Below are 21791 nucleotides of genomic sequence, written 5' to 3'. Positions count from 1 at the left end.
GAGAGTTGAGGCATGCGCAGATCCATCCGCGGGTTCACCCTGATCGAAATCATGATCGTGATTGCGATCATCGGGATCATCATCACCATTGCCGCACCGAGCTATACCGAATACCTGAAGAAGGGCCGCCGCGCCGAAGTGGCCTCGCTGCTGAACGAGCAGGCGCAGACCCTCGAACGCTTCTACACCCGCAACAATGTTTACACCGGTGTCACCGGGCTCAGCACGGGCAATGATTTCTACACCATCACCCCGACCATCGCTGACCAGACTTACCTGCTGACCGCGACCCGCAAGGCCGGCACGACCATGGCCGGCGACAAGTGCGGGGACTTCACCCTCACCAACACCGGTGTGCGCAGCATGATCAACGCGACTGCCGGGCTTGCCACCAAGGATTGCTGGGGCCGCTGAGCCGCTTTCATTCGGGTGCCTTTTGCGCCCACTGTCTTTTTTACGGTTGGAAAAAACATGACCAGGCAACAGCAAGTGGTGATTGTCGGTGGCGGGGTGATTGGCCTGCTGACCGCGTACAACCTCGCCTCCGAAGTGCGCAGCGTGGTGCTGCTGGATCGCTCGAACGTCGGCCAGGAGTCGTCCTGGGCCGGCGGCGGCATCGTTTCTCCGCTGTATCCATGGCGTTATAGCCCGGCAGTCACGGCACTGGCGCACTGGTCGCAGGACTTTTATCCACAGCTGGGCGAGCGCCTGTTCGCCGACACCGGCGTCGATCCTGAAGTCCATACCACCGGCCTGTACTGGCTGGATCTGGATGATGAGGCCGAAGCGCTGGCCTGGGCCGAGCGGGAAAACCGTCCGCTGCGCGCTGTGGATATCTCGGCGGCCCATGATGCGGTGCCGGTACTTGGCGGTGGTTTTTCCCGGGCGATCTACATGGCCGACGTGGCCAACGTACGCAACCCGCGGCTGGTGAAGTCGTTGAAAGCCGCGTTGCAGGCATTGCCGAACGTGACGATTCACGAGCAGTGCGAGGTCAGCGGGTTTGTCCGTGAGGGCGAGAAGGTTGTCAGTGTGCAAACGTCGAAAGGCGTGATCAACGGCGACCAGGTGGTGCTGACGGCGGGGGCGTGGAGCGGCGAGCTGCTCAAGACGCTGAATCTGTCGCTGCCGGTGGAGCCGGTCAAAGGCCAGATGATTCTCTACAAGTGTGCGGCGGATTTCCTGCCGAGCATGGTGCTGGCCAAGGGACGTTATGCGATTCCGCGTCGCGACGGGCACATCCTGATCGGCAGTACGCTGGAGCATGAAGGTTTCGACAAGACTCCGACCGACAACGCTCTGGAAAGCCTGAAAGCGTCGGCTGTGGAGTTGCTTCCGGCGCTGGCGGATGCCGAAGTGGTGGGGCACTGGGCCGGGTTGCGTCCCGGTTCGCCGGAGGGCATTCCCTATATTGGCCGGGTGCCAGGCTTCGATGGTTTGTGGCTCAACTGCGGGCATTACCGCAACGGACTGGTGCTGGCACCTGCCTCCTGTCAATTGTTTGCCGATGTGATGTTGGGGCGAGCGCCGATCATCGATCCGGCGCCGTATGCCCCGACCGGGCGCATTTAATCCAGGCCGAGCTTCTTGAGCCTGTAGCGCATCGAACGGAATGACAGATTCAACCGCTGGGCCGCAGCCGTACGGTTCCAGCGGGTTTCCTCCAGCGCCTGCAGGATCAGTTTGCGCTCGACGTTTTCCAGATAGTCTTCGAGGTTGTCGATCTGCGTGAGATCGGCAATACCGCCCTCGGCTGCGCAGTTGCCTTCGCTCAGGCGCAGGTCGTCGGCCTCGATCATGCGGTTTTCGCAAAGGGTGTGCGCGCGCTCGAGGACGTTCTCCAACTCCCGCACATTCCCCGGAAAGCGGTAATTCTTCAAGGCCTCCAGCGCTTGTGGATGCAGGCGCGCCGCCGGCTGGCCAGTGCCATGGGCCAGACGCTTGAGCACATGGCTGGCCAATGCCTCGATATCGTCACGACGTTCACGCAGGGACGGAACCCGCAGTTCGATTACGTTGAGCCGGTAATACAGATCCTGCCGAAAGCGTTCGGCGGCGACTTCTGCGTCCAGATCTTTGTGGGTGGCACACAGAATGCGCACATCGACCACGGTTTCCTGCTGGCCGCCGATGCTGCGCACGGCTTTTTCCTGAATCGCCCGTAGCAACTTGACCTGCATCGACAGCGGCAAGTCCGCCACTTCATCGAGAAACAGCGTCCCACCATGGGCAGCCTGGAACAGGCCCGGCTTATCGTCCACCGCCCCCGTGAAACTGCCTTTGCGGTGACCGAAGAACTCGCTCTCCATCAGTTCCGAAGGAATCGCCCCGCAATTCACCGGTACGAACGGTTGGCTGGCGCGCGGGCCCTGCTCGTGAATCAGGCGGGCGACCAGTTCCTTGCCGCTGCCGGACTCGCCGCTGATATAAACCGGCGCCTGACTGCGGGCCAGTTTGTCGATCTGCTTGCGCAGGTTGCGCATCGGCAACGAGTCACCGAGCAGGCGCCGGTCAATCGAGGTACAGACACCGCCGGTCGCCGGCATGCGCAACGCGGTGGCGACCAGTTCGCGCAGTCGGGTGAGGTCCACCGGTTTGGTCAGGAAGTCGAAAGCCCCGGCTTTCAGGGCGTTGATCGCAGTTTCCAGGCTGCCATAGGCCGTGATCATCGCCACCGGCAATTGCGGGTAGCGTTGCTGGATGTGCTGCACCAGTTCCAGCCCGGTGCCGTCCGGCAGGCGCATGTCGGTCAGGCACAGGTCGAAGGTGTCGCGGTTCAGCAGCGCCTGGGCTTCGCCGAGGTTGCGTGCGCTGAAGGTGTCGAGTTTCATCCGTCCCAGGGTGATTTCCAGGAGTTCGCGGATATCCGGTTCGTCGTCGACGATGAGGATTTTTTGCCGTGGGCTCGTGTTCAACTTTGTTTCCGTCCGTGAGCAAAGGTGATGCGAAAGCAGCCGCCGCCTTGGCGTGGTTTGAAGTCTAGGCGGGCCTGGTTGCTTTCGCACAGCTCACGGGACAGATAAAGCCCAAGGCCGGTGCCCTGGCTGCTGGTGGTGAAGAAGGGTTCGAACAGATGCGCCTGCTGATCCAGCGCCACGCCGGGGCCGTTGTCCTGGACTTCGAGCACGGCCAGCTGGCTCTCGGGGTCGATGAACAGCCGCAGCCAGACCTGCGCCGGATCGTGTAGCAGGGCGCTGTGTCGCCAACCGTTGCGCAACAGATTGTCGAGAATTTGCGTCAGTTGCCCCGGGTCCATCAGGGTCCGGAAATCCCCGGATTCGATGTTCAGATGAATCCGTTGGTGATCGCTGGCCTGTTCGCGGCTTTCCTCGACGAAGTGCTCGAGCCATGGCTCGAGATCCAGCCGTTGCGGCGCGCTCTGCTGGCGGCGGGACAGTTGCAGGACGTTTTCAATGACTCGGTTCATGCGCTGGGAGTGATCCTGGATGATCTGCGTCAGACGCCGGTCCGCGCCGTCGAGTTCCTCGGATTCCCGCAGCAACTGTGCGGCATGACTGATGGCGCCCAGCGGGTTGCGGATCTCGTGGGCGATGCCGGCGGTCAGGCGCCCGAGCGCGGCGAGCTTCAGTTGCTGAGCCTGCTGGGCGATTTGCGCGAGGTCTTCGAGAAACACCAGGGTCTGGCGGTTCGGGCTCTGCTCCAGAGCGATGAAGCTCGGTTGCAGTTCCAGGCCGTTGGTGGCGATTTTCAGGCTCTGCGGGCGCAGGGTCGGGTTGTTCAGCCACAGATTCAGGCGCTCGACCAGCGCGATCGAATAGTCATCGATCAAATGACCTTCAAGGGGCGACTGCGCCAGCAGCGTCCGGGCGCTGTGGTTGACCAGTTGTACCCGGCGTTGTTCGTCGAGGACCAAAATGCCGGTGCGCATGCGTTGCAGGATCAAGGCGTTGAGAGCTTCGAGGCTGACCACCTCGCTGGCCCGTTGCTCGGCGAGGGTTTCGCTGACTTCGAGACGGCGGATCAAGCCTTGCACCAGCAGCGCTCCGGCAAAACACAGGGCGCCGAGGGTGCCCGCCTGCAGGTATTCGTTGGCGCTCAGGGGATGACTGAAGCTCAGCAGGAAGCTGAGACCGACAATGCCGAGTGCACCGATGGCCGCGATCAGCACGCCGATACGGCGTTTCAGTAATGTGTTGCTGATGGCTACCGAGACGATCAGCAGATTACCGACCGGGCTGGCCACGCCGCCGGCGGCGTAGAACAGGCCGCACAGCAGCAGGATGTCGACCAGGGCCAGGCCGAACAACTGGGCCGGACGGCGGATGTTCTCCAGGAACACCACCAGCAGGATATTCAGCACCAGGTACAACCAGCTGCCATTGCGCAGCAGCTCGTCATCGGCCGACGTCAGCAGGCGGTTGTCCATGTTGCTGGAGATCAGCAGCACCAGGGTGATGCCGACGCTCAGGCGGTAGAGGTGATAGAGGCGCAGCAGTCGCTGGGCCTGTTTGCGAGTGGCGTCGGTCGCCTCAGCGATCACTGGAACCGGGGCCTTGCTCGAGATGAGCCTGGCTGCAATACCACTGTTGACGAAGGCTCAGCGCGCGGTCGCGTGGCAGGTGCACACCGCAGTGGGCGCAACGCACCATGGGTGCAGCATCCTGTTCGCGAGGGGATTGCGTGGGTGCAACAGGCGCCTTGAATTTGCGCCAGAGCCAGACGGCGGCGCCGATCAGGGCGATCCAGAAAAGTAGACGAAGCATGATGGGCGGCTTTTTGACTGATGATCCGGCAGTTTAGCCAAGGACTCGACAGGCGCACAGCTCAATAAAACGCGGCAATAAAAAAGGGAGATCCGAAGATCTCCCTTTCTCGTACTTGCGTTGTGATCAGTCGAACACGCCGAAAGTCATGTAGCTGAACCAGGAGCGGTCGTCATTGTTGCCAGCGGCGCCGTGCTCTTCTTCTTCGATCACTGCACCGTTTTCGTCTTTAGGCTTGAGCTCGTTCGGGATCGCGTCTTTCGCGTCCTGGAACTGCTTCTGTACGTCCTGGTTGGCGCGGGTCTCTCCCGGCGGCAGCGGCGGACGGGATTCGATCAGGCCCAGAGTGGCCTTGCTCAGCCACGAACGGTTGTCGGCTTCGGCGACCGACGGTACGAACTGACCGTCTTTCAGGCTCGGATGATTCGGGTAGTTGAGCTTCAGGGTTTCCAGGCTGGTGGCCGCCAGCTCGTCCAGGTGCAGACGCTGGTAGGCTTCGGTCATTACCGCCAGGCCGTCGCCGACCGATGGGGTTTCCTGGAAGTTTTCCACTACATAACGGCCACGGTTGGCGGCGGCTACGTAGGCCTGACGGGTCAGGTAGTAGTCGGCCACGTGGATTTCGTAGGCTGCCAGCAGGTTGCGCAGGTAGATCATGCGCTGCTTGGCGTCCGGCGCGTAGCGGCTGTTCGGGTAGCGGCTGGTCAGCTGGGCGAACTCGTTGTAGGAGTCGCGGGCAGCACCCGGGTCACGCTTGGTCATGTCCAGCGGCAGGAAGCGCGCCAGCAGGCCGACGTCCTGGTCGAACGAGGTCAGGCCCTTGAGGTAGTAGGCGTAATCGACGTTCGGGTGCTGAGGGTGCAGACGAATGAAGCGCTCGGCGGCGGATTTTGCAGCTTCCGGCTCCGAGTTCTTGTAGTTCGCATAAATCAGCTCAAGTTGTGCCTGATCTGCGTAGCGACCGAACGGATAGCGCGACTCCAGAGCCTTCAGCTTGGCGGTGGCACTGGTGTAACTGTTGTTGTCCAGGTCCTTTTGAGCCTGCTGGTACAGCTCGGTTTCGCTCAGGTTTTCGTCTACGACTTCCTTCGATGAGCAAGCAGCGGTCAATGCGAGGATGGCGATCAGCAGCAGGTGTTTCACTTGCATGGCGGCTTGCGTCCCTATGACGGCCGCTGTCTTGGGCGGGGCCGTCCTGTTATGATGAGCGCCCCGTTGAAAAGCCCCGGGGCAAAAGACGCCGTATTTAACCACAAGCGCGCAGCCGAAACCAAAGGCTGTAGCCGACGCCCAGTCCGAGCATGTCCGATAAAATTGAACTTCGCGCAGAGGTGCCGTCCGAATTGGGCGGCCAACGCCTCGATCAAGTCGCCGCCCAACTCTTCGCAGAGCACTCCCGCTCGCGCCTTTCCGCCTGGATCAAAGAAGGTCGCCTGACTGTGGACGGGGCGGTCATCCGCCCGCGCGACATCGTTCATGGCGGTGCCGTCCTTGAGCTGACCGCCGAGCAGGAGGCCCAGGGTGAATGGGTCGCCCAGGACATCGAGCTCGATATCGTCTATGAAGACGACGACATCCTGGTGATCAACAAGCCTGCTGGCCTGGTGGTGCACCCGGCTGCCGGTCACGCCGATGGCACCTTGCTCAACGCCTTGCTGCACCACCTGCCGGACATCATCAATGTCCCGCGTGCCGGCATCGTGCATCGTCTGGACAAGGACACCACCGGTCTGATGGTGGTGGCCAAGACCATCCAGGCGCAGACCAAACTGGTTGCCCAACTGCAAAGCCGCAGCGTGAGCCGGATCTACGAGTGCATCGTGATCGGCGTGGTGACGGCCGGTGGCAAGATCAACGCCCCGATCGGTCGTCATGGCCAGCAGCGCCAGCGCATGGCGGTGATGGAAGGCGGCAAGCCTGCCGTCAGCCACTATCGTGTGCTGGAGCGTTTCCGTTCTCACACCCACGTTCGGGTGAAGCTGGAAACCGGTCGTACCCACCAGATCCGCGTACACATGGCGCACATCAACTTTCCGTTGGTCGGCGACCCTGCTTACGGCGGTCGTTTCCGCATTCCGCCGGCGGCGAGCCAGACCATGGTCGAATCGCTGAAACACTTCCCGCGTCAGGCCCTGCACGCACGGTTCCTCGAGCTGGATCACCCGACCACCGGTGAGCGCATGAGCTGGGAGTCGCCATTGCCGGAAGATCTGGTCTGGCTGCTGACCCTGCTCAAGCAGGATCGCGAGGCATTCGTCGGATGAACTGGCTGACGCCGGACTGGCCCGCGCCGGCCAGCGTCAAGGCCTGTGTCACCACCCGCGAGGGCGGCGTCAGCGAGGCGCCGTTCGACAGCCTCAATCTGGGCGATCATGTCGATGATCGTCCCGAGGCCGTCGCTGAAAACCGTCGGCGACTGACCGATCACTTCTCTATCAAGCCTGCCTGGTTGCAGCAAGTGCACGGGATTGCCGTGGCGCATGCGGATCCGTCCGTGGTGGCCATGGCGGATGCCAGCTGGACGGCAACACCGGGTATCGCTTGTGCGGCAATGACCGCCGATTGCCTGCCGGCGCTCTTCTGCGACCGTGCCGGTACGCGCGTGGCAGCAGCGCATGCCGGTTGGCGTGGGCTGGCGGCCGGGGTGCTGGAAGCGACCCTCGACAGCCTGGATGTGCCTGCCGAAGACATTCTGGTCTGGCTCGGCCCCGCCATCGGTCCGCAAGCCTTCGAAGTCGGCCCGGAAGTCCGGGAAGTCTTCATCAATCAATTGCCCGAAGCCGCGACAGCCTTTGTCCCGAGCCATAACGCGGGCAAGTTCATGGCCGACATCTATAAGCTGGCGCGCCTGCGTTTGGCGGTCCGGGGTGTCACGGCTGTTTATGGTGGCGGTTTCTGTACTGTGACCGATCCGCGCTTTTTCTCTTATCGCCGTGCATCGCGCACTGGCCGCTTCGCCTCCCTCGTTTGGCTCACCCGCTAGACTGTCTGATCTGCATCAACTGTCCCACGCTTGAATCTTCCAGAATCGACCGCATCTATAGCGGTATCTGGCAGGTTTCTTTATTCAGGATGGTTTTTTAGGTCCGGCCTGCTCAAAAGGAAGGTGACCCATGCGTATAGACCGTTTAACCAGCAAATTACAGTTGGCGTTGTCCGATGCCCAATCCCTGGCTGTCGGCCACGATCATCCGGCCATCGAGCCGGCGCATTTGATGCAAGCCATGCTTGAACAGCAGGGTGGTTCGATCAAACCCCTGTTGATGCAGGTGGGCTTCGACGTCAACAGCCTGCGCAAAGAGCTGACCAAAGAGCTCGATCAATTACCGAAAATCCAGAACCCGACCGGCGACGTCAACATGTCGCAGGATCTGGCGCGTCTGCTCAACCAGGCCGACCGTCTGGCCCAGCAGAAGGGCGACCAGTTCATTTCCAGCGAGCTGGTACTGCTCGCGGCGATGGACGAGAACAGCAAGCTTGGCAAGTTGCTGCTCGGCCAGGGCGTGAGCAAGAAGGCGCTGGAAAACGCCATCAACAACCTGCGCGGCGGCGAGGCCGTCAACGACGCCAACCACGAAGAGTCGCGTCAGGCGCTGGATAAATACACCGTCGACCTGACCAAGCGCGCCGAAGACGGCAAGCTCGACCCGGTGATCGGCCGTGACGATGAAATCCGTCGCACCATTCAGGTCCTGCAGCGCCGGACCAAGAACAACCCGGTGCTGATCGGCGAGCCTGGCGTGGGTAAAACCGCGATTGCCGAAGGTCTGGCCCAGCGCATCATCAACGGCGAAGTGCCGGATGGCCTGCGTGGCAAGCGTCTGCTGTCCCTCGATATGGGTGCGCTGATTGCCGGTGCCAAGTATCGCGGCGAGTTCGAAGAACGCCTGAAAGCGCTGCTCAACGAGCTGTCGAAGCAGGAAGGGCAGATCATTCTGTTCATCGACGAACTGCACACCATGGTCGGCGCCGGCAAGGGCGAAGGCTCGATGGACGCCGGCAACATGCTCAAACCGGCCCTGGCCCGTGGCGAGCTGCATTGCGTCGGTGCGACCACGCTCAACGAGTACCGCCAATATATAGAGAAGGATGCGGCCCTCGAGCGGCGCTTCCAGAAGGTGTTGGTGGACGAGCCGAGCGAAGAAGACACCATCGCGATCCTGCGTGGCCTCAAGGAGCGTTACGAGGTTCACCACAAAGTGGCGATCACCGACGGCGCGATCATCGCGGCGGCCAAGCTCAGCCATCGCTATATCACTGACCGGCAGTTGCCGGACAAGGCGATCGACCTGATCGACGAAGCCGCCAGCCGCATCCGCATGGAGATCGACTCCAAGCCGGAAGTGCTGGATCGTCTGGAGCGGCGCCTGATTCAGTTGAAGGTGGAATCCCAGGCACTGAAGAAAGAAAGCGACGACGCGGCGAAGAAACGCCTGGAGAAACTCCAGGAGGAAATCGACCGCCACGAGCGTGAGTACTCGGATCTGGAAGAAATCTGGAACTCGGAAAAAGCCGAGGTGCAGGGTTCTGCACAGATTCAACAGAAGATCGAACAGTCCCGTCAGGAACTGGAAGCCGCGCGCCGCAAAGGCGACCTGAACCGCATGGCCGAGTTGCAGTACGGGGTGATCCCGGATCTGGAACGCAGCCTGCAAATGGTCGACCAGCACGGCAAGAGCGAGAACCAGTTGCTGCGCAGCAAGGTGACCGAAGAGGAAATCGCCGAAGTCGTTTCGAAGTGGACCGGCATTCCCGTGTCGAAAATGCTCGAAGGCGAGCGCGACAAGCTGATGAAGATGGAAAGCCTGTTGCACCAGCGTGTGATCGGCCAGGACGAAGCGGTGGTGGCGGTAGCCAACGCGGTGCGGCGTTCCCGTGCCGGGTTGTCCGATCCAAACCGCCCGAGCGGCTCGTTCATGTTCCTCGGCCCGACCGGTGTCGGTAAAACCGAGCTGTGCAAGGCACTGGCCGAATTCCTCTTTGACACTGAAGAGGCGATGGTGCGGATCGACATGTCCGAGTTCATGGAGAAACACTCCGTGGCGCGGTTGATCGGTGCACCACCAGGCTATGTCGGTTATGAAGAGGGCGGTTATCTGACCGAAGCGGTACGGCGCAAGCCTTACTCGGTGATCCTGCTGGACGAAGTCGAGAAGGCCCACCCGGACGTGTTCAACATCCTGCTGCAAGTGCTGGAGGATGGTCGTCTGACCGACAGCCACGGTCGTACGGTGGATTTCCGCAACACCGTGATCGTCATGACCTCCAACCTCGGTTCGATGCAGATCCAGGAACTGGTGGGTGACCGTGAAGCGCAACGGGCAGCGGTGATGGATGCGATTTCCACCCACTTCCGTCCGGAGTTCATCAACCGGGTCGACGAAGTGGTGATCTTCGAGCCTCTGGCGCGGGATCAGATCGCGGGCATTACCGAGATCCAGCTGGGTCGTCTGCGCAGTCGTCTGGCCGAGCGCGAGCTGAAGCTGGAACTGAGTCCGGAGGCGATGGACAAGCTGATTGCCGTCGGTTACGACCCGGTCTACGGTGCACGGCCGCTGAAACGGGCGATCCAGCGCTGGATCGAGAACCCGTTGGCGCAGTTGATCCTGTCGGGACGCTTCCTGCCGGGCGAGACTGCGACCGGCGTCGTGGAGAACGACGAGATCACGTTCAACTGACAGCTTTGGTTGGTGAAGTAAGCAAGGCCTCGCAATGCGAGGCCTTTTTTTTCGTTAGGCTGTTGAACTCAAAGGAAAAGGCTTGTAAAGTGCGCCCCGCAGTCAGTCACCAACACGGTTTCAGCTCACTGGGCAGAAATCTGAAATAAGTTGCAAATCATTAACTTGAAAGCAATTTAGGGGGTTGACAGAGGTGTTCTAGGTTGTAGAATAGCGCGCCTCAGACACACGAACGCAGCGATGCGAAAACGATGTCGAGAAGCTGCAAGTTTCACCGTAGTAAATTGAAATATGTAGTTCCGTGATAGCTCAGTCGGTAGAGCAAATGACTGTTAATCATTGGGTCCCAGGTTCGAGTCCTGGTCACGGAGCCAATTTCAAGCCGGGGTATAGCGCAGTCCGGTAGCGCGCCTGCTTTGGGAGCAGGATGTCAGGAGTTCGAATCCCCTTACCCCGACCATTTTTGGGTCGTTAGCTCAGTTGGTAGAGCAGTTGGCTTTTAACCAATTGGTCGTAGGTTCGAATCCCACACGACCCACCATTTTTGAAACCAGTTAACGCTGGGATCGAATCTTAAGATCAGAGGCCAAAAGCGCTGATCGAAGAAGGCGATCTTTGAAAGGTCGCCTTTTTTTTACCGGGGTATAGCGCAGTCCGGTAGCGCGCCTGCTTTGGGAGCAGGATGTCAGGAGTTCGAATCCCCTTACCCCGACCATATTAAAAATCCTCGTATCGAAAGATACGGGGATTTTTTTTGCCCTTCGCTCAAGTCATCGTACAACTTGCCGATAGCCCGCTAACGAAAGGGGCCTGCCATCGATCGCCCCTTGAATCCGGCCAATACAAGAAAAAGGGCGTTCGTCATGTTGCTTCGTCAGTTGAATATTGCTCCCCGTGCCGCCCTGGGCTTTGCCCTGATCGCGGTGCTGGTGGCGTTGCTTGGCGTGTTTGCCCTGGGGCAGATGTCGAGCATCCGCGAGAGCGAGGTCGCGGTGGAGAACCAGTGGCTGCCGAGCATTCGTGGCGGCGACGAGATTCGCGAGATCATGCTGCGCATCCGCACCATTTCTCTGCGCATGGCGCTGGATCCTGATCCGAACAACGTTGCGACTTACCGCAGCCAGATGGACACCCGCGACAAAGAGCTGAGCGAGAAGATCGCCGCTTACGACCGACTGGTGACCACTCCGGAAGGCCAGCAGTTGTACGATCAGTTCAAGAAAACCTTCGCGGCCTACCGCGCCGGCATCGCGCAATCTTTCGTCCTTGCCCAGCAAGGCAAGCGCGACGAGCTGACCAAACTGCTGCTGGTCGACATGAAAACCGTGGTCGATGGCTCCGGCAAGCAACTCAATGACCTGGCGGATCTGTTCGCCAAGCAGGTCGCGGCAGAAAGCAGTAACTCCGCCGCCCATTACGAAACCTCGCGCACCATCGTCAGCCTGTTCATCGCACTGGCGGCATTGGCGACCGTAGCCCTGGCGATGTTGCTCACCCGCAGTATCGTTCGCCCGTTGAGCACCGCTGTCAGCGCCGCAGAAAGTGTTGCGAAAGGGGATTTGACCCGACCGATCGAGACCCAGGGCAACGACGAAGTCAGCCGTTTGCTCAAGGCGCTGGCGACAATGCAACAGAACCTGCGCGAAACCCTGCAAGGCATCAACGGTTCTGCCACGCAACTGGCGACCGCCGCCGACGAGCTCAATGCGGTCACGCTCGACAGCACCCAGGGTCTGCAACAGCAGAACAACGAAATCGAACAGGCCGCCACCGCCGTCAACGAGATGACCACGGCGGTCGAGGAAGTCGCACGCAACGCGGTGTCGACCTCCGACGCGACGCGCCAGTCCAGCGAGTCGGCGCATCTGGGGCAAGAACGGGTTAGTGAAACCGCCAGCGCCATCAACGCCCTGGCCAGTGAGGTCCAGCACACCGGAGAGCTTGTGCAATCACTGGCCAACCAGTCCCAAGACATCGGCAAAGTGCTGGACGTGATCCGCGCGATTGCCGAACAGACCAACTTGCTGGCGCTCAATGCCGCCATCGAAGCGGCGCGGGCCGGGGAGAGTGGTCGCGGGTTTGCCGTGGTCGCCGACGAAGTCCGGGCGCTGGCTTATCGCACGCAGCAATCGACCCAGGAAATCGAGCAGATGGTGCAGGGCATGCGCAACGGTTCGAGCCTGGCGCTGGAGTCGATGCAGGCCAGTGCTTCGCGTGCGACCACCACGCTGGTGCTGGCCGAGCGGGCCGGCGAGGCGCTGCAAACCATCACCGCGTCGGTGCATGAGATTCATGAACGCAATCTGGTGATCGCCAGCGCCGCCGAAGAGCAGGCGCAAGTGGCGCGGGAAGTGGATCGTAATCTGGTGAACATTCGCGACCTGTCGGTACGTTCGGCGGCCGGCGCCGACCAGACCAGCGCTTCCAGCCATGAGCTGTCGAAACTCGCCAACGCATTGCAGAGCATGGTGCGGCGCTTCCAGCTGTAATTTCTCAGGCCGCAAAAAAAAGCCGCGCTTCTCCTCAGAGAATGCGCGGCTTTGTTTTTGCCGGGACGGACTGAATATCAGGCACCGTCACGCTCTTTCAGGTGTTCGAACAAGCCTTTGGGCATTTTCTTGCCGTTGGCTTCGTAGTTGGCTTTGACGTTGTCGTAAGCCTCTTGCTCGTCGATGAAACCATCGTGGTTGGTGTCGATCTTGTCGAAGTCTGAGTGCGGCGCGACCTTCAGGAATTCGGCGCGGGAGACTTTGCCATCACCATCGGTGTCGGTTTTGGCCATCGACGCATCGCCGCATTTGCCTTCACCGCATTTGCCTTCCGGGGTTTTCACCGAGGTCTCGGCCGAGGCAACCATGTAGCCCTGGGCCAGCGGTTGTGCGGCGAACACCGAGCCGGACAGCATCAGGCCGCCGGCCAGTACGGCACCGACCAGGCCAAGGGAGGTTTTGCCAGTTTTCGAAGTGCGGGTCATTTCATTCTCCTTCGGTTGCACTGCGCAACCACACGTTAAGGGCGATCAATCCGGAGCAGGTGCGCTCGGGTGTGGCCATTAAGCGGTGGCGGTGTATCGCGTCTGTGTCGAGGAGCGGGGCGTTTGTAAGCGAAGATGGGGAAAGCGGGGGCAGATACAGTAGAAGACAAAACGCCGTGGGGGCGAGCCAGCCTGCCCCCACGGTTTTTACATCAGTGCAGCTTCAGGCGCGGCTCGGTGCCGCGTCCGATCTTGCTGCCCAGCATCAGCATGGCGGTGCGGAACGGGCCGTACAGCGCCATCTGGTGCATGCGGTACAACGAAACGTAGAACATCCGCGCCAGCCAGCCTTCGAGCATCACGCTGCCGGTCAGATTGCCCATCAAGTTACCCACAGCCGAAAAACGCGACAGCGAAATCAGCGAGCCGTAGTCGGTGTACTTGTACTCCGGCAGGGTCTTGCCTTCGATCCGCAGTTTCAGCGACTTGGCCAGCAGCGACGCCTGCTGGTGCGCAGCCTGGGCCCGTGGCGGCACGTTGCGATCCGAACCCGGTTGCGGGCAGGCGGCGCAATCTCCGAAGGCGAAAATGTTTTCGTCGCGGGTGGTCTGCAGCGTCGGCAGCACTTGCAGCTGGTTGATGCGGTTGGTTTCCAGGCCATCGATGTCCTTGAGGAAACCCGGTGCGCGGATCCCGGCGGCCCAGACTTTCAGGCTGGCCTTGATCTCGTTGCCATCGGCGGTGATCAGGCTGTCGGCAGTGACCTGGCTGACCGAGGCGTTGGTCATCACGTTGACCCCGAGTTTCTCCAGGGTCTTGTGCACCGGCCCGCTGATGCGTTCCGGCAGCGCCGGCAGCACCCGTGGCCCGGCTTCGATCAGGGTGATGTGCATGTTTTCCGGTTTGATCCGGTCCAGACCATAGGCCGCCAGTTCATGGGCGGCGTTGTGCAGCTCGGCCGCCAGTTCAACGCCAGTGGCGCCGGCGCCGACGATGGCCACGCTGATCTGCTGAACCACATCGGTTTGCCCGGCGTGAGCACGCAAGTAGTGATTGAGCAATTGCTGATGGAAACGCTCGGCCTGTTTGCGGGTGTCGAGGAACAGGCAGTGCTGTGCTGCGCCCTGGGTGCCGAAGTCGTTGGTGGTGCTGCCGACCGCGATCACCAGCGAGTCGTAGGGCACTTCCCGTGCTGGCACCAGCTCCACGCCGTTTTCGTCGTAGGTGGCGGCGAGCTGGATCTTCTTCTGCTCACGGTCGAGCCCGCTCATGCGCCCCAGCTGGAACTCGAAGTGGTTCCATTTGGCCTGGGCGACATAGTTGAGTTCGTCTTCGGAAGAGTTCAGCGATCCGGCGGCCACTTCGTGCAACAGCGGTTTCCAGATGTGCGTAAGGTTCGCGTCGACCAGCATGATGCTGGCGGTGCCGCGCTTGCCCAGAGTCTTACCCAGACGGGTAGCCAGCTCCAGACCGCCGGCGCCGCCGCCGACAATGACAATACGATGGGACATGGTGATAGCTCGCAAGGTTTTTAAAGGAAATCGTTGTCGTCGTAACCCAAGCGAGCGCGATGCAGCTCATAGCGTCAGGTAACTGATAAATCGGCTCAACAGGCCCAGACCGATGGTCGCTGCCAGTACCACCACCAGGAGCATCCACGGCCGGAATGGCCGGCGCTCGACACGGTGCTGGGACAACTGCAGGTACTCTTCGACATGCTTCTGGTCTTCAGGGTTCAGGCGGCTGGTCATATGAGGCCTCGTCAGGGATAGACGTTGCTGAATGCGCAGACGTTACAGCGGTTTGTCTGCGAGCGTTGAACGGCGCATGTCATCCGGGCGAATAATTGCGCTTTTGTAACATCCGGCCAGTGTTTGCGCCATCCTGCTTAGGGCTTACAGGCTGATCCCGACATCGAACAGAATGCTGCGGCCCAGGTTGCTGCGCAGGAAATCCGGTGCATCGGGGTGGGCGAACAGCACTCGGGCGAACGTCGGCCCGACCAGTGACAGCGAACGCCAGCCCTGACGCAAATATTCGGTGGGCGGTGGAAAGTGGCTGTTGAGGTCGAGCACCTCTCGCTTGAGGCTGGCGAAGGCGATGATGTCCAGCTCGCCCAGGTCCATGCCGCGTTCCTTGTAGTTGTGTGCTTTCTTGCGCAGGGTCGGCGCCAGCCTCAGCAGAAATTCGTTGGCCGGAATCCGCCGTGGCTTGGCCTCGCGGCGTACCAGTTGGCTCAGGGAAAACGCACTGCGTCGACGTTGCAGCTCGTCGCGCCATTCATCGTTGAGCCGGCGGCCTTCGTCGAGGACGAAAAACACCTCGAAGTTGGCATCGCGAAACAATACGTCCGGCGGCTCACCGGCCGGGGCGAATTCGTCGGCGCGATAGGGGATATTCAAGCCTTGCAGCAGGCGCTGGCAGACCCAACGCTCACGCTCCCATTTGCGGGCATTGGACAGGAACGCGTTGGCCTGCTCGGCCGCGATGGTCAGCAGGCGTAAATAATCTGAGTCATCCATAGGCCCAAGCTTAGCGTTCAATTGCGACAAGCAGAAAGCTTTGCATCGGCAGATTCACACGGGTGGCGGTGTAGACTTCGACACAGGAGCGCCAATCAAGGGAGTCTGCGGTGCGAATGAAGGTGATGGAATCATGATCGGTGCAGAACTGCTGTCATCGACGAGTCTGACCCTCGGCTGGCTGATTTACCTGCCGGTGCTGCTCTGGGCGATCTGCCGGGCGCCGTGGGTTGAATTGTTCAGCGACAGCCGTCGTCAGCACTTGCTGTTCGGCACTGTGTTCGCACTGTTTCTGTTGTGGATGGTGCGCAGGGACTTCGACACGGGCGTGTCGTATCACTTCATCGGCATGACTGCCGTGACCTTGCTGCTCGACTGGCCGTTGGCGATTGTCGGCGGACTGGTGGCGCAGATCGGGCTGGTTCTGCTGGGACGCCAGGATCTGGCAGCGGTCGGGGTCAACGGCGCGTTGTTGATCCTGCTGCCGGTGCTGATCACCGAGGGGGTGGCGATCCTGGTCGAGCGAGCGCAACCGCGTAATCCGTTTGTGTATATCTTCTGCTCGGGTTTCTTCGCGGCGGCCTTGTCGGCGCTGTCATGTCTGATTCTGAGCCTGACCTTGCTCTGGTACGACGGCCTGTTCGCCATGCCCGAATGGCTGGAAGATTTCATCGGTTACCTGTGGCTGCTGATTTTTCCGGAAGCGTTCATCAACGGCATGGTGATCAGCGCGCTGGTGGTGTTCTGCCCGGAATGGCTGGAGACCTTCAACCGCACCCGCTACCTTTCGGCGCCCTGGAATGACGACGATCCCAAGTCTTGATCCACATCAAATCCACACCGCGTGCGGCATTTCATGCTCGGCCAAATCCCTTCAGGAGCAGCGGCATGAGCGTTTACGAGTGGGCGAGGCAGGAAACCCGGCAGAGTCTGGAGATGGCGCAGGAGGTGGGATTCGATCCGGGTCTGAGCCTGCGGGCCTTGCTCAGTGCGGTGGTGCAGCAGAGCAAGGCGGTGCGCAACGCCGAAGACCTGGCCGACGAGTTGCGCTTTCTGGCGGAAAACCTCGACGACGAGCAGGACTACGGCTTCATGCGGCCCTGAGCGGGATCAGTGGAGCGGGTCGAAGTCACCGGAAAACAGTTCGTCCTCGGCATCAGGGGGCACCGGGATCTTGTGTTCTTCCGACGCCCAGGCGCCGAGGTCGATCAGTTTGCAGCGGTCCGAGCAGAACGGCCGGAATTCGTTTGCGGGGGTGAATTCCACCGGGGCGCCGCAGGTCGGGCATTCAACGGTTGGGATCGGGCTCATGACTGGCCTCCGGATAAAGTCAGGTAAAAGTGATGCAGGCGCTCGACTTCGCTGTGCAGCCAGGCGAGGTCGCGGTCGTTGACCACCACATCGTCGGCACGGCTCACGCGGTCTTCGCGGCTGGATTGGGCCTTGAGGATCGCCTGGACCTGCTGTTCGCTGGTCTGGTCACGCTGCAGGGTACGTTCGATCTGCAGTTGCTGCGGCGCATCGATCACCAGGATTCGCTGGGTCATCGCGTACTGTCCGGACTCGATCAACAACGGTGAAACCAGAATCGCATAAGGCGATTTTGCCAGCGCCAGGTGATGGGCGATTTCCTCGGCGATCAGCGGATGCAGCAGCGCTTCGAGCCAGCGGCGTTGCTCCGGCACTTCGAAGATCAGCTTGCGTAGCGCCGCGCGATCCAGCGTGCCGTCGGCCTGCAGGACATCGGGACCGAAGTGCTCGGCAATTTTCGCCAGCGCCGGGCGTCCCGGCTCAACCACCCAGCGCGCTGCATGATCGGCGTCCACCACATGGATGCCGAGGTCGATGAAGTGCTGGGCGGCCGCGCTTTTGCCGCTGCCGATGCCGCCGGTCAGGCCGAGAATCCAGGGTTTTTCCACAGGGGTATTCATTTCAAACCGACAAACTGCCAATAGAAGTCGGTTATTTGACCACCCCAGAGCAAGGCAATCCAGCCGGCAATTGCCAGATAGGGCCCGAAGGGGATCGGCGTCGAGGTTTTCCGGTCGCGCAGCTTGAGCAGAATCACCCCGAGCACGGCGCCCACCAGCGAAGATAACAGGATGGTCAGCGGCAGAATCTGCCAGCCGCCCCAGGCCCCCAGCAGCGCCAGCAGCTTGAAATCGCCGTGGCCGATGCCGTCCTTGCCGGTGAGCAGCTTGAACAGCCAGAACACCGACCACAGTGCCATGTAACCGGCCACCGCGCCCCACATCGCATCGTGCAGTGAAACGAACTGCCCGAAGCTGTTGACGATCAAGCCCAGCCACAGCAGCGGCAGCACCAGCACGTCGGGCAACAGCTGATGTTCGGTGTCGATCAGGCTCATCGCCAGCAAGCCCCAGGTCAGCACGATCAACAGGCATGCCGGCCAGCCGAAGCCCAGGTGCCAGGCGATGAACGCCGAGAGCAGGCCGCAGGCCAGTTCGGTCAACGGATAACGCTTGCTGATCGGCGCCGCGCAGGACGAGCAGCGGCCGCGCAAAAACAGGTAACTTAGCAGCGGGATGTTTTCCCACGCACGAATGCGGTGGGCGCAATGCGGGCACTGCGAATGCGGCAGCATCAGGTTGTAGACCGGCAGCGGCGTTTCGACGGGCAGCCCGAGCACGTCGTGGGCCTGCTGGCGCCATTCGCGCTCGAGCATCTTCGGCAGACGCCAGATCACCACATTGAGGAAGCTGCCGACCACCAGCCCGAGTATCAGAGCGGTAAAGACAAAGGCCAGCGGATAGAGGGCGAAGAGTTCGTCGATGGGCATGTCAGATCGCTGAGCCGAGTTGGAAGATCGGCAGGTACATGGCCACGACCAGCCCGCCGACGATCACCCCGAGTACCACCATGACGAAAGGCTCCATCAGGCTGGTGAGGTTGTCGACCATGTTATCCACTTCTTCCTCGTAGAACCCGGCCACCTTGTCGAGCATGTCGTCCAGGGCGCCGGATTCTTCGCCGATGGCGGTCATCTGGACGGCCATGTTCGGAAAGATTCCGCTGGTGCGCATCGAGAAATTAAGCTGCATACCGGTGGCCACGTCCTGGCGAATGCGCAGCACCGCGCGCTTGAACACCACGTTGCCGGTGGCTCCGGCGACCGAGTCCAGCGCTTCGACCAGCGGCACGCCGGCGGCAAATGTGGTCGACAGAGTCCGGGCAAAACGGGCAACGGCGGACTTGTACATCATGGTGCCCACCAGCGGCAGTTTCAGCAGCCAGGCATCTCGGCGGTCACGCAGGGCCTGTGATTTCTTCAGGGCGTGTCGGGTGCCGAAAATCGCCACGATCAGCACACCCAGAATCGCCCACCACCATTGCTGCATGAACTCCGACAGGCCGATGACCATCAAGGTAAACGCCGGCAGTTCGGCACCGAAACCGGAAAACACCGACTGGAACTGCGGCACCACTTTCACCAGCAGAATGCCGGTGACGACCGCCGCCACCAGAATCACGGCGGTGGGGTAGGTCATGGCTTTCTTGATCTTGGCCTTGAGGCTTTCGCTCTTCTCCTTGTAGGTCGCCACGCGTTCGAGCAGGGTGTCGAGGGCACCGGACTGCTCGCCGGCATCGACCAGGTTGCAGTACAACTCGTCGAAGTATTGCGGCTTCTTGCGCAGGGCTGCGGCGAAGCTGTTACCGGCGGCGACTTCCTGTTTCACCTCGTCCACCAGTTTGCGCATCGCTGGGTTTTCAAAGCCTTCGCCGATGATGTCGAACGACTGCAACAGCGGTACGCCAGCCTTCATCATGGTCGCCATCTGCCGGGTGAACAGGGCGATGTCCAGCGGCTTGATGCGCTTGCCGAAGTTCAGCAACGACGCGGACTTCTTGCGCACCTTGCCGGGGTTGATGCCCTGCTTGCGCAACTGGGCCTTGATCAACGCGGGGTTTTGCCCGCTCAGTTCGCCGCTGATCCGGCTGCCTTTCTTGTCGGTGCCTTCCCAGGCGTAGACGCTGATTTTCGCTGCCTTGACGGCCATGTTCAGTCCTTGGTGACCCGGTTGATTTCTTCAAGGCTGGTGATGCCTTGCATGGCCTTGATCAGTCCCGAAGTGCGCAGGTCGTTGAAGCCGTCCAGGCGCATCTGGCTGTCGATTTCCAGTGAGTTGCCCTCGGCCATGATCAGCCGCTGCAGTTCGGGCGTGTTCCTGACCACTTCATAGATGCCGGTGCGGCCCTTGTAGCCGCCGTTGCATTGATCGCAACCGACGGGCTCATAGATCGTGAAACTGCCGATGCGTTCCTCGGGGAAGCCTTCCTTGAGCAGGGTTTCGCGGGGAATCTCGATGGGCTTCTTGCAGTGGCTGCAGAGCTTTCGCGCCAGACGCTGGGCGATGATCAGGCTGACCGACGTGGCGATGTTGAAGCCGGGGATGCCCATGTTGTGCAAACGGGTCAGCGTTTCTGCGGCGCTGTTGGTGTGCAGCGTGGACAGTACAAGGTGACCGGTCTGTGCAGCCTTGATCGCAATCTCCGCCGTCTCCAGATCGCGGATCTCGCCGACCATGATCACGTCCGGGTCCTGACGCAGGAACGAGCGCAGGGCCTGGGCGAAATCCAGCCCCTGCTTCGGATTGACGTTGACCTGGTTGATGCCTTCCATGTTGATCTCCACCGGGTCTTCGGCGGTGGAGATGTTGATGTCGACGGTATTGAGGATGTTCAGCCCGGTGTACAGCGAAACGGTCTTGCCGGAACCGGTGGGGCCGGTGACCAGAATCATGCCTTGCGGCTGCTTCAGGGCGGCCAGGTACAGCTCTTTCTGCTCCAGCTCGTAGCCGAGGGCGTCGATGCCGATCTGCGCGCTGGACGGGTCGAGGATCCGGATCACCACTTTTTCGCCCCACAGGGTCGGCAGGGTGTTGACCCGGAAGTCGATCGACTTGGTTTTCGACAGGCGCATCTTCAGGCGTCCGTCCTGAGGTTTTCGGCGCTCCGAGATGTCGAGGCTGGCCATGACCTTCAGCCGGGCGGCGATGCGTCCGGCCAGTTGAATCGGCGGTTTGGCCACTTCACGCAGGATGCCGTCGGTACGCACCCGCACCCGGTAGTTTTTCTCGTAAGGCTCGAAGTGCAGGTCGGAAGAGCCGCTTTTGATCGCATCCAGCAGCATCTTGTGGACGAAGCGCACCACCGGCGCGTCGTCGGCGTCCATTCCACCGATGGCGTCCTGTTTGCTGTCATCGACGGATTCAACGTCCAGCCCGTCGAGGTCGACATCGGCCATGTCTTCCAGGCCGGAGGCGTGGGTGTCGAAGAATTTCTCGATGGCGTCGGTGAGCTTGTCGTCCTCCACCAGGATGGCTTCGGTGGTCAGCCCGGTGCTGAACTGAATGTCGTTGATCGCCTGGTGATTGCTCGGGTCGGAGATCCCCACGAACAGTTTGTTGCCGCGTCGCCACAGGGGCAGGGCATGGTGCTGGCGAACCAGTTTTTCGCTGACCAGGCCCTTGGGCTGGGTTTCCTTGTCCAGGCAGTTGAGGTCGAGGAACGCCATGCCGAAGTGCTCCGAGGCGATTTCGGCAACCTGTGCGCTCTTTACCAGTTTGTTCTGTACCAGATAGCTGACCAGCGACAGGCGATTGCGCTGGGCTTGCTGCCAGGCTTGTTGGGCGCTTTTTTCCGTGAGCAGTTCGGCCTGTACCAATTGCTTGGCCAGACCGCTCAGAGCGATGTCATTCATGGGAATCCCGGATGCAGACAGTTCATGACTTATAGCCTAGTCAAGTGACAGCGCCAAACCGCCTCGGTGCAGGTGACAAAAAGTGTCAGATAGTGCGGTTACAGGTTGTAGGAAACACCGCGACAGCGTGATCGCGCCCAGCCTGCGCGGGTGCGGGCGCCTTGGCACGGG

The 21791-nt window shown here is 61.0% G+C and carries 21 protein-coding genes and 4 tRNA genes; 12 read left to right on the top strand and 13 right to left on the bottom strand.

The genetic code is table 11. From position 1 onward, the window contains the following. Positions 1-12 precede the first annotated feature (12 nt). On the top strand, positions 13-414 hold the full coding sequence (locus tag ACKLNA_RS23820) for a type IV pilin protein (RefSeq protein WP_085712180.1): 402 nt from the start codon (positions 13-15) through the stop codon (positions 412-414). A gap of 57 nt (positions 415-471) precedes the next feature. Beyond that, on the top strand, positions 472-1572 hold the full coding sequence (gene thiO / locus ACKLNA_RS23815; RefSeq protein WP_408987285.1) for a glycine oxidase ThiO: 1101 nt from the start codon (positions 472-474) through the stop codon (positions 1570-1572). Here thiO and ACKLNA_RS23810 read toward each other — a convergent pair. The 4 genes from ACKLNA_RS23810 to ACKLNA_RS23795 form a co-directional block, all read right to left on the bottom strand. Then, positions 1569-2915, bottom strand: a complete 1347-nt coding sequence (locus ACKLNA_RS23810) for a sigma-54-dependent transcriptional regulator (protein WP_408987284.1) — start codon at positions 2913-2915, stop codon at positions 1569-1571. The genes thiO and ACKLNA_RS23810 overlap by 4 nt on opposite strands. Then, positions 2912-4501, bottom strand: a complete 1590-nt coding sequence (locus tag ACKLNA_RS23805; protein WP_408987283.1) for a sensor histidine kinase — start codon at positions 4499-4501, stop codon at positions 2912-2914. Before ACKLNA_RS23805 ends, ACKLNA_RS23810 begins: the two co-directional genes overlap by 4 nt. Further along, positions 4491-4724: a PP0621 family protein gene (locus tag ACKLNA_RS23800; protein WP_408987282.1), complete on the bottom strand. Its 234-nt coding sequence runs from the start codon at positions 4722-4724 to the stop codon at positions 4491-4493. The genes ACKLNA_RS23805 and ACKLNA_RS23800 overlap by 11 nt, the downstream gene beginning before the upstream one ends. A 126-nt stretch (positions 4725-4850) precedes the next feature. Continuing rightward, on the bottom strand, positions 4851-5873 hold the full coding sequence (locus ACKLNA_RS23795) for an outer membrane protein assembly factor BamD (protein WP_248743729.1): 1023 nt from the start codon (positions 5871-5873) through the stop codon (positions 4851-4853). A gap of 152 nt (positions 5874-6025) precedes the next feature. On the opposite strand from ACKLNA_RS23795, the gene rluD reads away from it, so the two are divergent. From rluD to ACKLNA_RS23755, 8 genes are all read left to right on the top strand, one after another. After that, positions 6026-6988, top strand: a complete 963-nt coding sequence (gene rluD, locus ACKLNA_RS23790; RefSeq protein WP_408987281.1) for a 23S rRNA pseudouridine(1911/1915/1917) synthase RluD — start codon at positions 6026-6028, stop codon at positions 6986-6988. Beyond that, the gene (gene pgeF, locus ACKLNA_RS23785) at positions 6985-7707 is read left to right on the top strand and encodes a peptidoglycan editing factor PgeF (RefSeq protein WP_408987280.1); all 723 of its coding nucleotides are present in this window, start codon (positions 6985-6987) and stop codon (positions 7705-7707) included. Before rluD ends, pgeF begins: the two co-directional genes overlap by 4 nt. Positions 7708-7837: 130 nt before the next feature. Continuing rightward, entirely contained in the window at positions 7838-10402 is a 2565-nt protein-coding gene (gene clpB, locus ACKLNA_RS23780) for an ATP-dependent chaperone ClpB (protein ID WP_114885605.1), read from the top strand. Positions 10403-10700: 298 nt separating this feature from the next. Next, a tRNA-Asn gene (locus ACKLNA_RS23775) sits at positions 10701-10776 on the top strand. A 9-nt stretch (positions 10777-10785) separates the two neighbouring features. After that, positions 10786-10862, top strand: a tRNA-Pro gene (locus ACKLNA_RS23770). Between the two features lie 5 nt (positions 10863-10867). Then, a tRNA-Lys gene (locus tag ACKLNA_RS23765) sits at positions 10868-10943 on the top strand. Positions 10944-11040: 97 nt separating this feature from the next. Continuing rightward, positions 11041-11117 (top strand) — tRNA-Pro (locus ACKLNA_RS23760). 148 nt (positions 11118-11265) lie between these two features. Further along, on the top strand, positions 11266-12891 hold the full coding sequence (locus ACKLNA_RS23755; RefSeq protein ID WP_408987279.1) for a methyl-accepting chemotaxis protein: 1626 nt from the start codon (positions 11266-11268) through the stop codon (positions 12889-12891). A gap of 77 nt (positions 12892-12968) precedes the next feature. Here ACKLNA_RS23755 and ACKLNA_RS23750 read toward each other — a convergent pair whose 3' ends face one another. The 4 genes from ACKLNA_RS23750 to ACKLNA_RS23735 all read right to left on the bottom strand — a co-directional run bounded on the left by ACKLNA_RS23750 (position 12969) and on the right by ACKLNA_RS23735 (position 15898). Continuing rightward, entirely contained in the window at positions 12969-13376 is a 408-nt protein-coding gene (locus ACKLNA_RS23750) for an EF-hand domain-containing protein (RefSeq protein ID WP_265813209.1), read from the bottom strand. Positions 13377-13588: 212 nt separating this feature from the next. Next, positions 13589-14887: an NAD(P)/FAD-dependent oxidoreductase gene (locus ACKLNA_RS23745; RefSeq protein ID WP_064599500.1), complete on the bottom strand. Its 1299-nt coding sequence runs from the start codon at positions 14885-14887 to the stop codon at positions 13589-13591. Positions 14888-14953: 66 nt separating this feature from the next. After that, on the bottom strand, positions 14954-15127 hold the full coding sequence (locus ACKLNA_RS23740; protein ID WP_065261571.1) for a DUF3094 domain-containing protein: 174 nt from the start codon (positions 15125-15127) through the stop codon (positions 14954-14956). A gap of 144 nt (positions 15128-15271) precedes the next feature. Further along, positions 15272-15898, bottom strand: a complete 627-nt coding sequence (locus tag ACKLNA_RS23735) for a DUF1780 domain-containing protein (protein WP_065261573.1) — start codon at positions 15896-15898, stop codon at positions 15272-15274. Between the two features lie 133 nt (positions 15899-16031). Between ACKLNA_RS23735 and ACKLNA_RS23730 the strand changes: the two genes are divergently transcribed. Then, a complete protein-coding gene (locus tag ACKLNA_RS23730) occupies positions 16032-16721 on the top strand; it encodes an energy-coupling factor ABC transporter permease (RefSeq protein ID WP_408987278.1) in 690 nt (229 codons plus the stop codon). 65 nt (positions 16722-16786) lie between these two features. Continuing rightward, complete coding sequence (locus ACKLNA_RS23725; protein WP_208939726.1) at positions 16787-17002, top strand: hypothetical protein; 216 nt, start codon at positions 16787-16789, stop codon at positions 17000-17002. A 6-nt stretch (positions 17003-17008) separates the two neighbouring features. Here the strand turns inward: ACKLNA_RS23725 and yacG are convergent, their stop codons facing one another. Genes yacG through pilB form a run of 5 tightly spaced genes read right to left on the bottom strand, consistent with a single transcriptional unit; the run spans position 17009 to position 21620 of the window. Beyond that, a complete protein-coding gene (yacG, locus tag ACKLNA_RS23720; RefSeq protein WP_408987277.1) occupies positions 17009-17209 on the bottom strand; it encodes a DNA gyrase inhibitor YacG in 201 nt (66 codons plus the stop codon). Then, the gene (gene coaE, locus ACKLNA_RS23715; protein ID WP_102621090.1) at positions 17206-17829 is read right to left on the bottom strand and encodes a dephospho-CoA kinase; all 624 of its coding nucleotides are present in this window, start codon (positions 17827-17829) and stop codon (positions 17206-17208) included. Before coaE ends, yacG begins: the two co-directional genes overlap by 4 nt. Further along, positions 17826-18698: a prepilin peptidase gene (locus ACKLNA_RS23710; protein ID WP_408987276.1), complete on the bottom strand. Its 873-nt coding sequence runs from the start codon at positions 18696-18698 to the stop codon at positions 17826-17828. Before ACKLNA_RS23710 ends, coaE begins: the two co-directional genes overlap by 4 nt. Before the next feature lies 1 nt (position 18699). Next, positions 18700-19917, bottom strand: a complete 1218-nt coding sequence (locus ACKLNA_RS23705) for a type II secretion system F family protein (protein WP_408987275.1) — start codon at positions 19915-19917, stop codon at positions 18700-18702. Positions 19918-19919: 2 nt separating this feature from the next. After that, positions 19920-21620 (bottom strand): type IV-A pilus assembly ATPase PilB, encoded by a 1701-nt coding sequence (gene pilB / locus ACKLNA_RS23700; RefSeq protein WP_408987274.1) that lies wholly within the window; start codon positions 21618-21620, stop codon positions 19920-19922. Positions 21621-21791 lie beyond the last annotated feature (171 nt).

This window comes from Pseudomonas sp. UV AK001 (assembly GCF_046097675.1).
Classification (GTDB): Bacteria; Pseudomonadota; Gammaproteobacteria; order Pseudomonadales; family Pseudomonadaceae; genus Aquipseudomonas; species Aquipseudomonas kribbensis.
Note: the sequence above shows the minus strand (reverse complement) of the source record. Positions and strands in the feature narration are given on the sequence as shown.

Coding starts and splice junctions, on each gene's coding strand:
- ACKLNA_RS23750 (WP_265813209.1), bottom strand. CDS start 13,376: ATGACCCGCACTTCGAAAACTGGCAAAACCTCCCTTGGCCTGGTCGGT.
- clpB (WP_114885605.1), top strand. CDS start 7,838: ATGCGTATAGACCGTTTAACCAGCAAATTACAGTTGGCGTTGTCCGAT.
- coaE (WP_102621090.1), bottom strand. CDS start 17,829: ATGAATACCCCTGTGGAAAAACCCTGGATTCTCGGCCTGACCGGCGGC.
- ACKLNA_RS23725 (WP_208939726.1), top strand. CDS start 16,787: ATGAGCGTTTACGAGTGGGCGAGGCAGGAAACCCGGCAGAGTCTGGAG.
- ACKLNA_RS23740 (WP_065261571.1), bottom strand. CDS start 15,127: ATGACCAGCCGCCTGAACCCTGAAGACCAGAAGCATGTCGAAGAGTAC.
- ACKLNA_RS23705 (WP_408987275.1), bottom strand. CDS start 19,917: ATGGCCGTCAAGGCAGCGAAAATCAGCGTCTACGCCTGGGAAGGCACC.
- ACKLNA_RS23735 (WP_065261573.1), bottom strand. CDS start 15,898: ATGGATGACTCAGATTATTTACGCCTGCTGACCATCGCGGCCGAGCAG.
- yacG (WP_408987277.1), bottom strand. CDS start 17,209: ATGAGCCCGATCCCAACCGTTGAATGCCCGACCTGCGGCGCCCCGGTG.
- ACKLNA_RS23795 (WP_248743729.1), bottom strand. CDS start 5,873: ATGCAAGTGAAACACCTGCTGCTGATCGCCATCCTCGCATTGACCGCT.
- ACKLNA_RS23755 (WP_408987279.1), top strand. CDS start 11,266: ATGTTGCTTCGTCAGTTGAATATTGCTCCCCGTGCCGCCCTGGGCTTT.
- pilB (WP_408987274.1), bottom strand. CDS start 21,620: ATGAATGACATCGCTCTGAGCGGTCTGGCCAAGCAATTGGTACAGGCC.
- rluD (WP_408987281.1), top strand. CDS start 6,026: ATGTCCGATAAAATTGAACTTCGCGCAGAGGTGCCGTCCGAATTGGGC.
- ACKLNA_RS23800 (WP_408987282.1), bottom strand. CDS start 4,724: ATGCTTCGTCTACTTTTCTGGATCGCCCTGATCGGCGCCGCCGTCTGG.
- ACKLNA_RS23730 (WP_408987278.1), top strand. CDS start 16,032: ATGATCGGTGCAGAACTGCTGTCATCGACGAGTCTGACCCTCGGCTGG.
- ACKLNA_RS23745 (WP_064599500.1), bottom strand. CDS start 14,887: ATGTCCCATCGTATTGTCATTGTCGGCGGCGGCGCCGGCGGTCTGGAG.
- pgeF (WP_408987280.1), top strand. CDS start 6,985: ATGAACTGGCTGACGCCGGACTGGCCCGCGCCGGCCAGCGTCAAGGCC.
- ACKLNA_RS23820 (WP_085712180.1), top strand. CDS start 13: ATGCGCAGATCCATCCGCGGGTTCACCCTGATCGAAATCATGATCGTG.
- thiO (WP_408987285.1), top strand. CDS start 472: ATGACCAGGCAACAGCAAGTGGTGATTGTCGGTGGCGGGGTGATTGGC.
- ACKLNA_RS23710 (WP_408987276.1), bottom strand. CDS start 18,698: ATGCCCATCGACGAACTCTTCGCCCTCTATCCGCTGGCCTTTGTCTTT.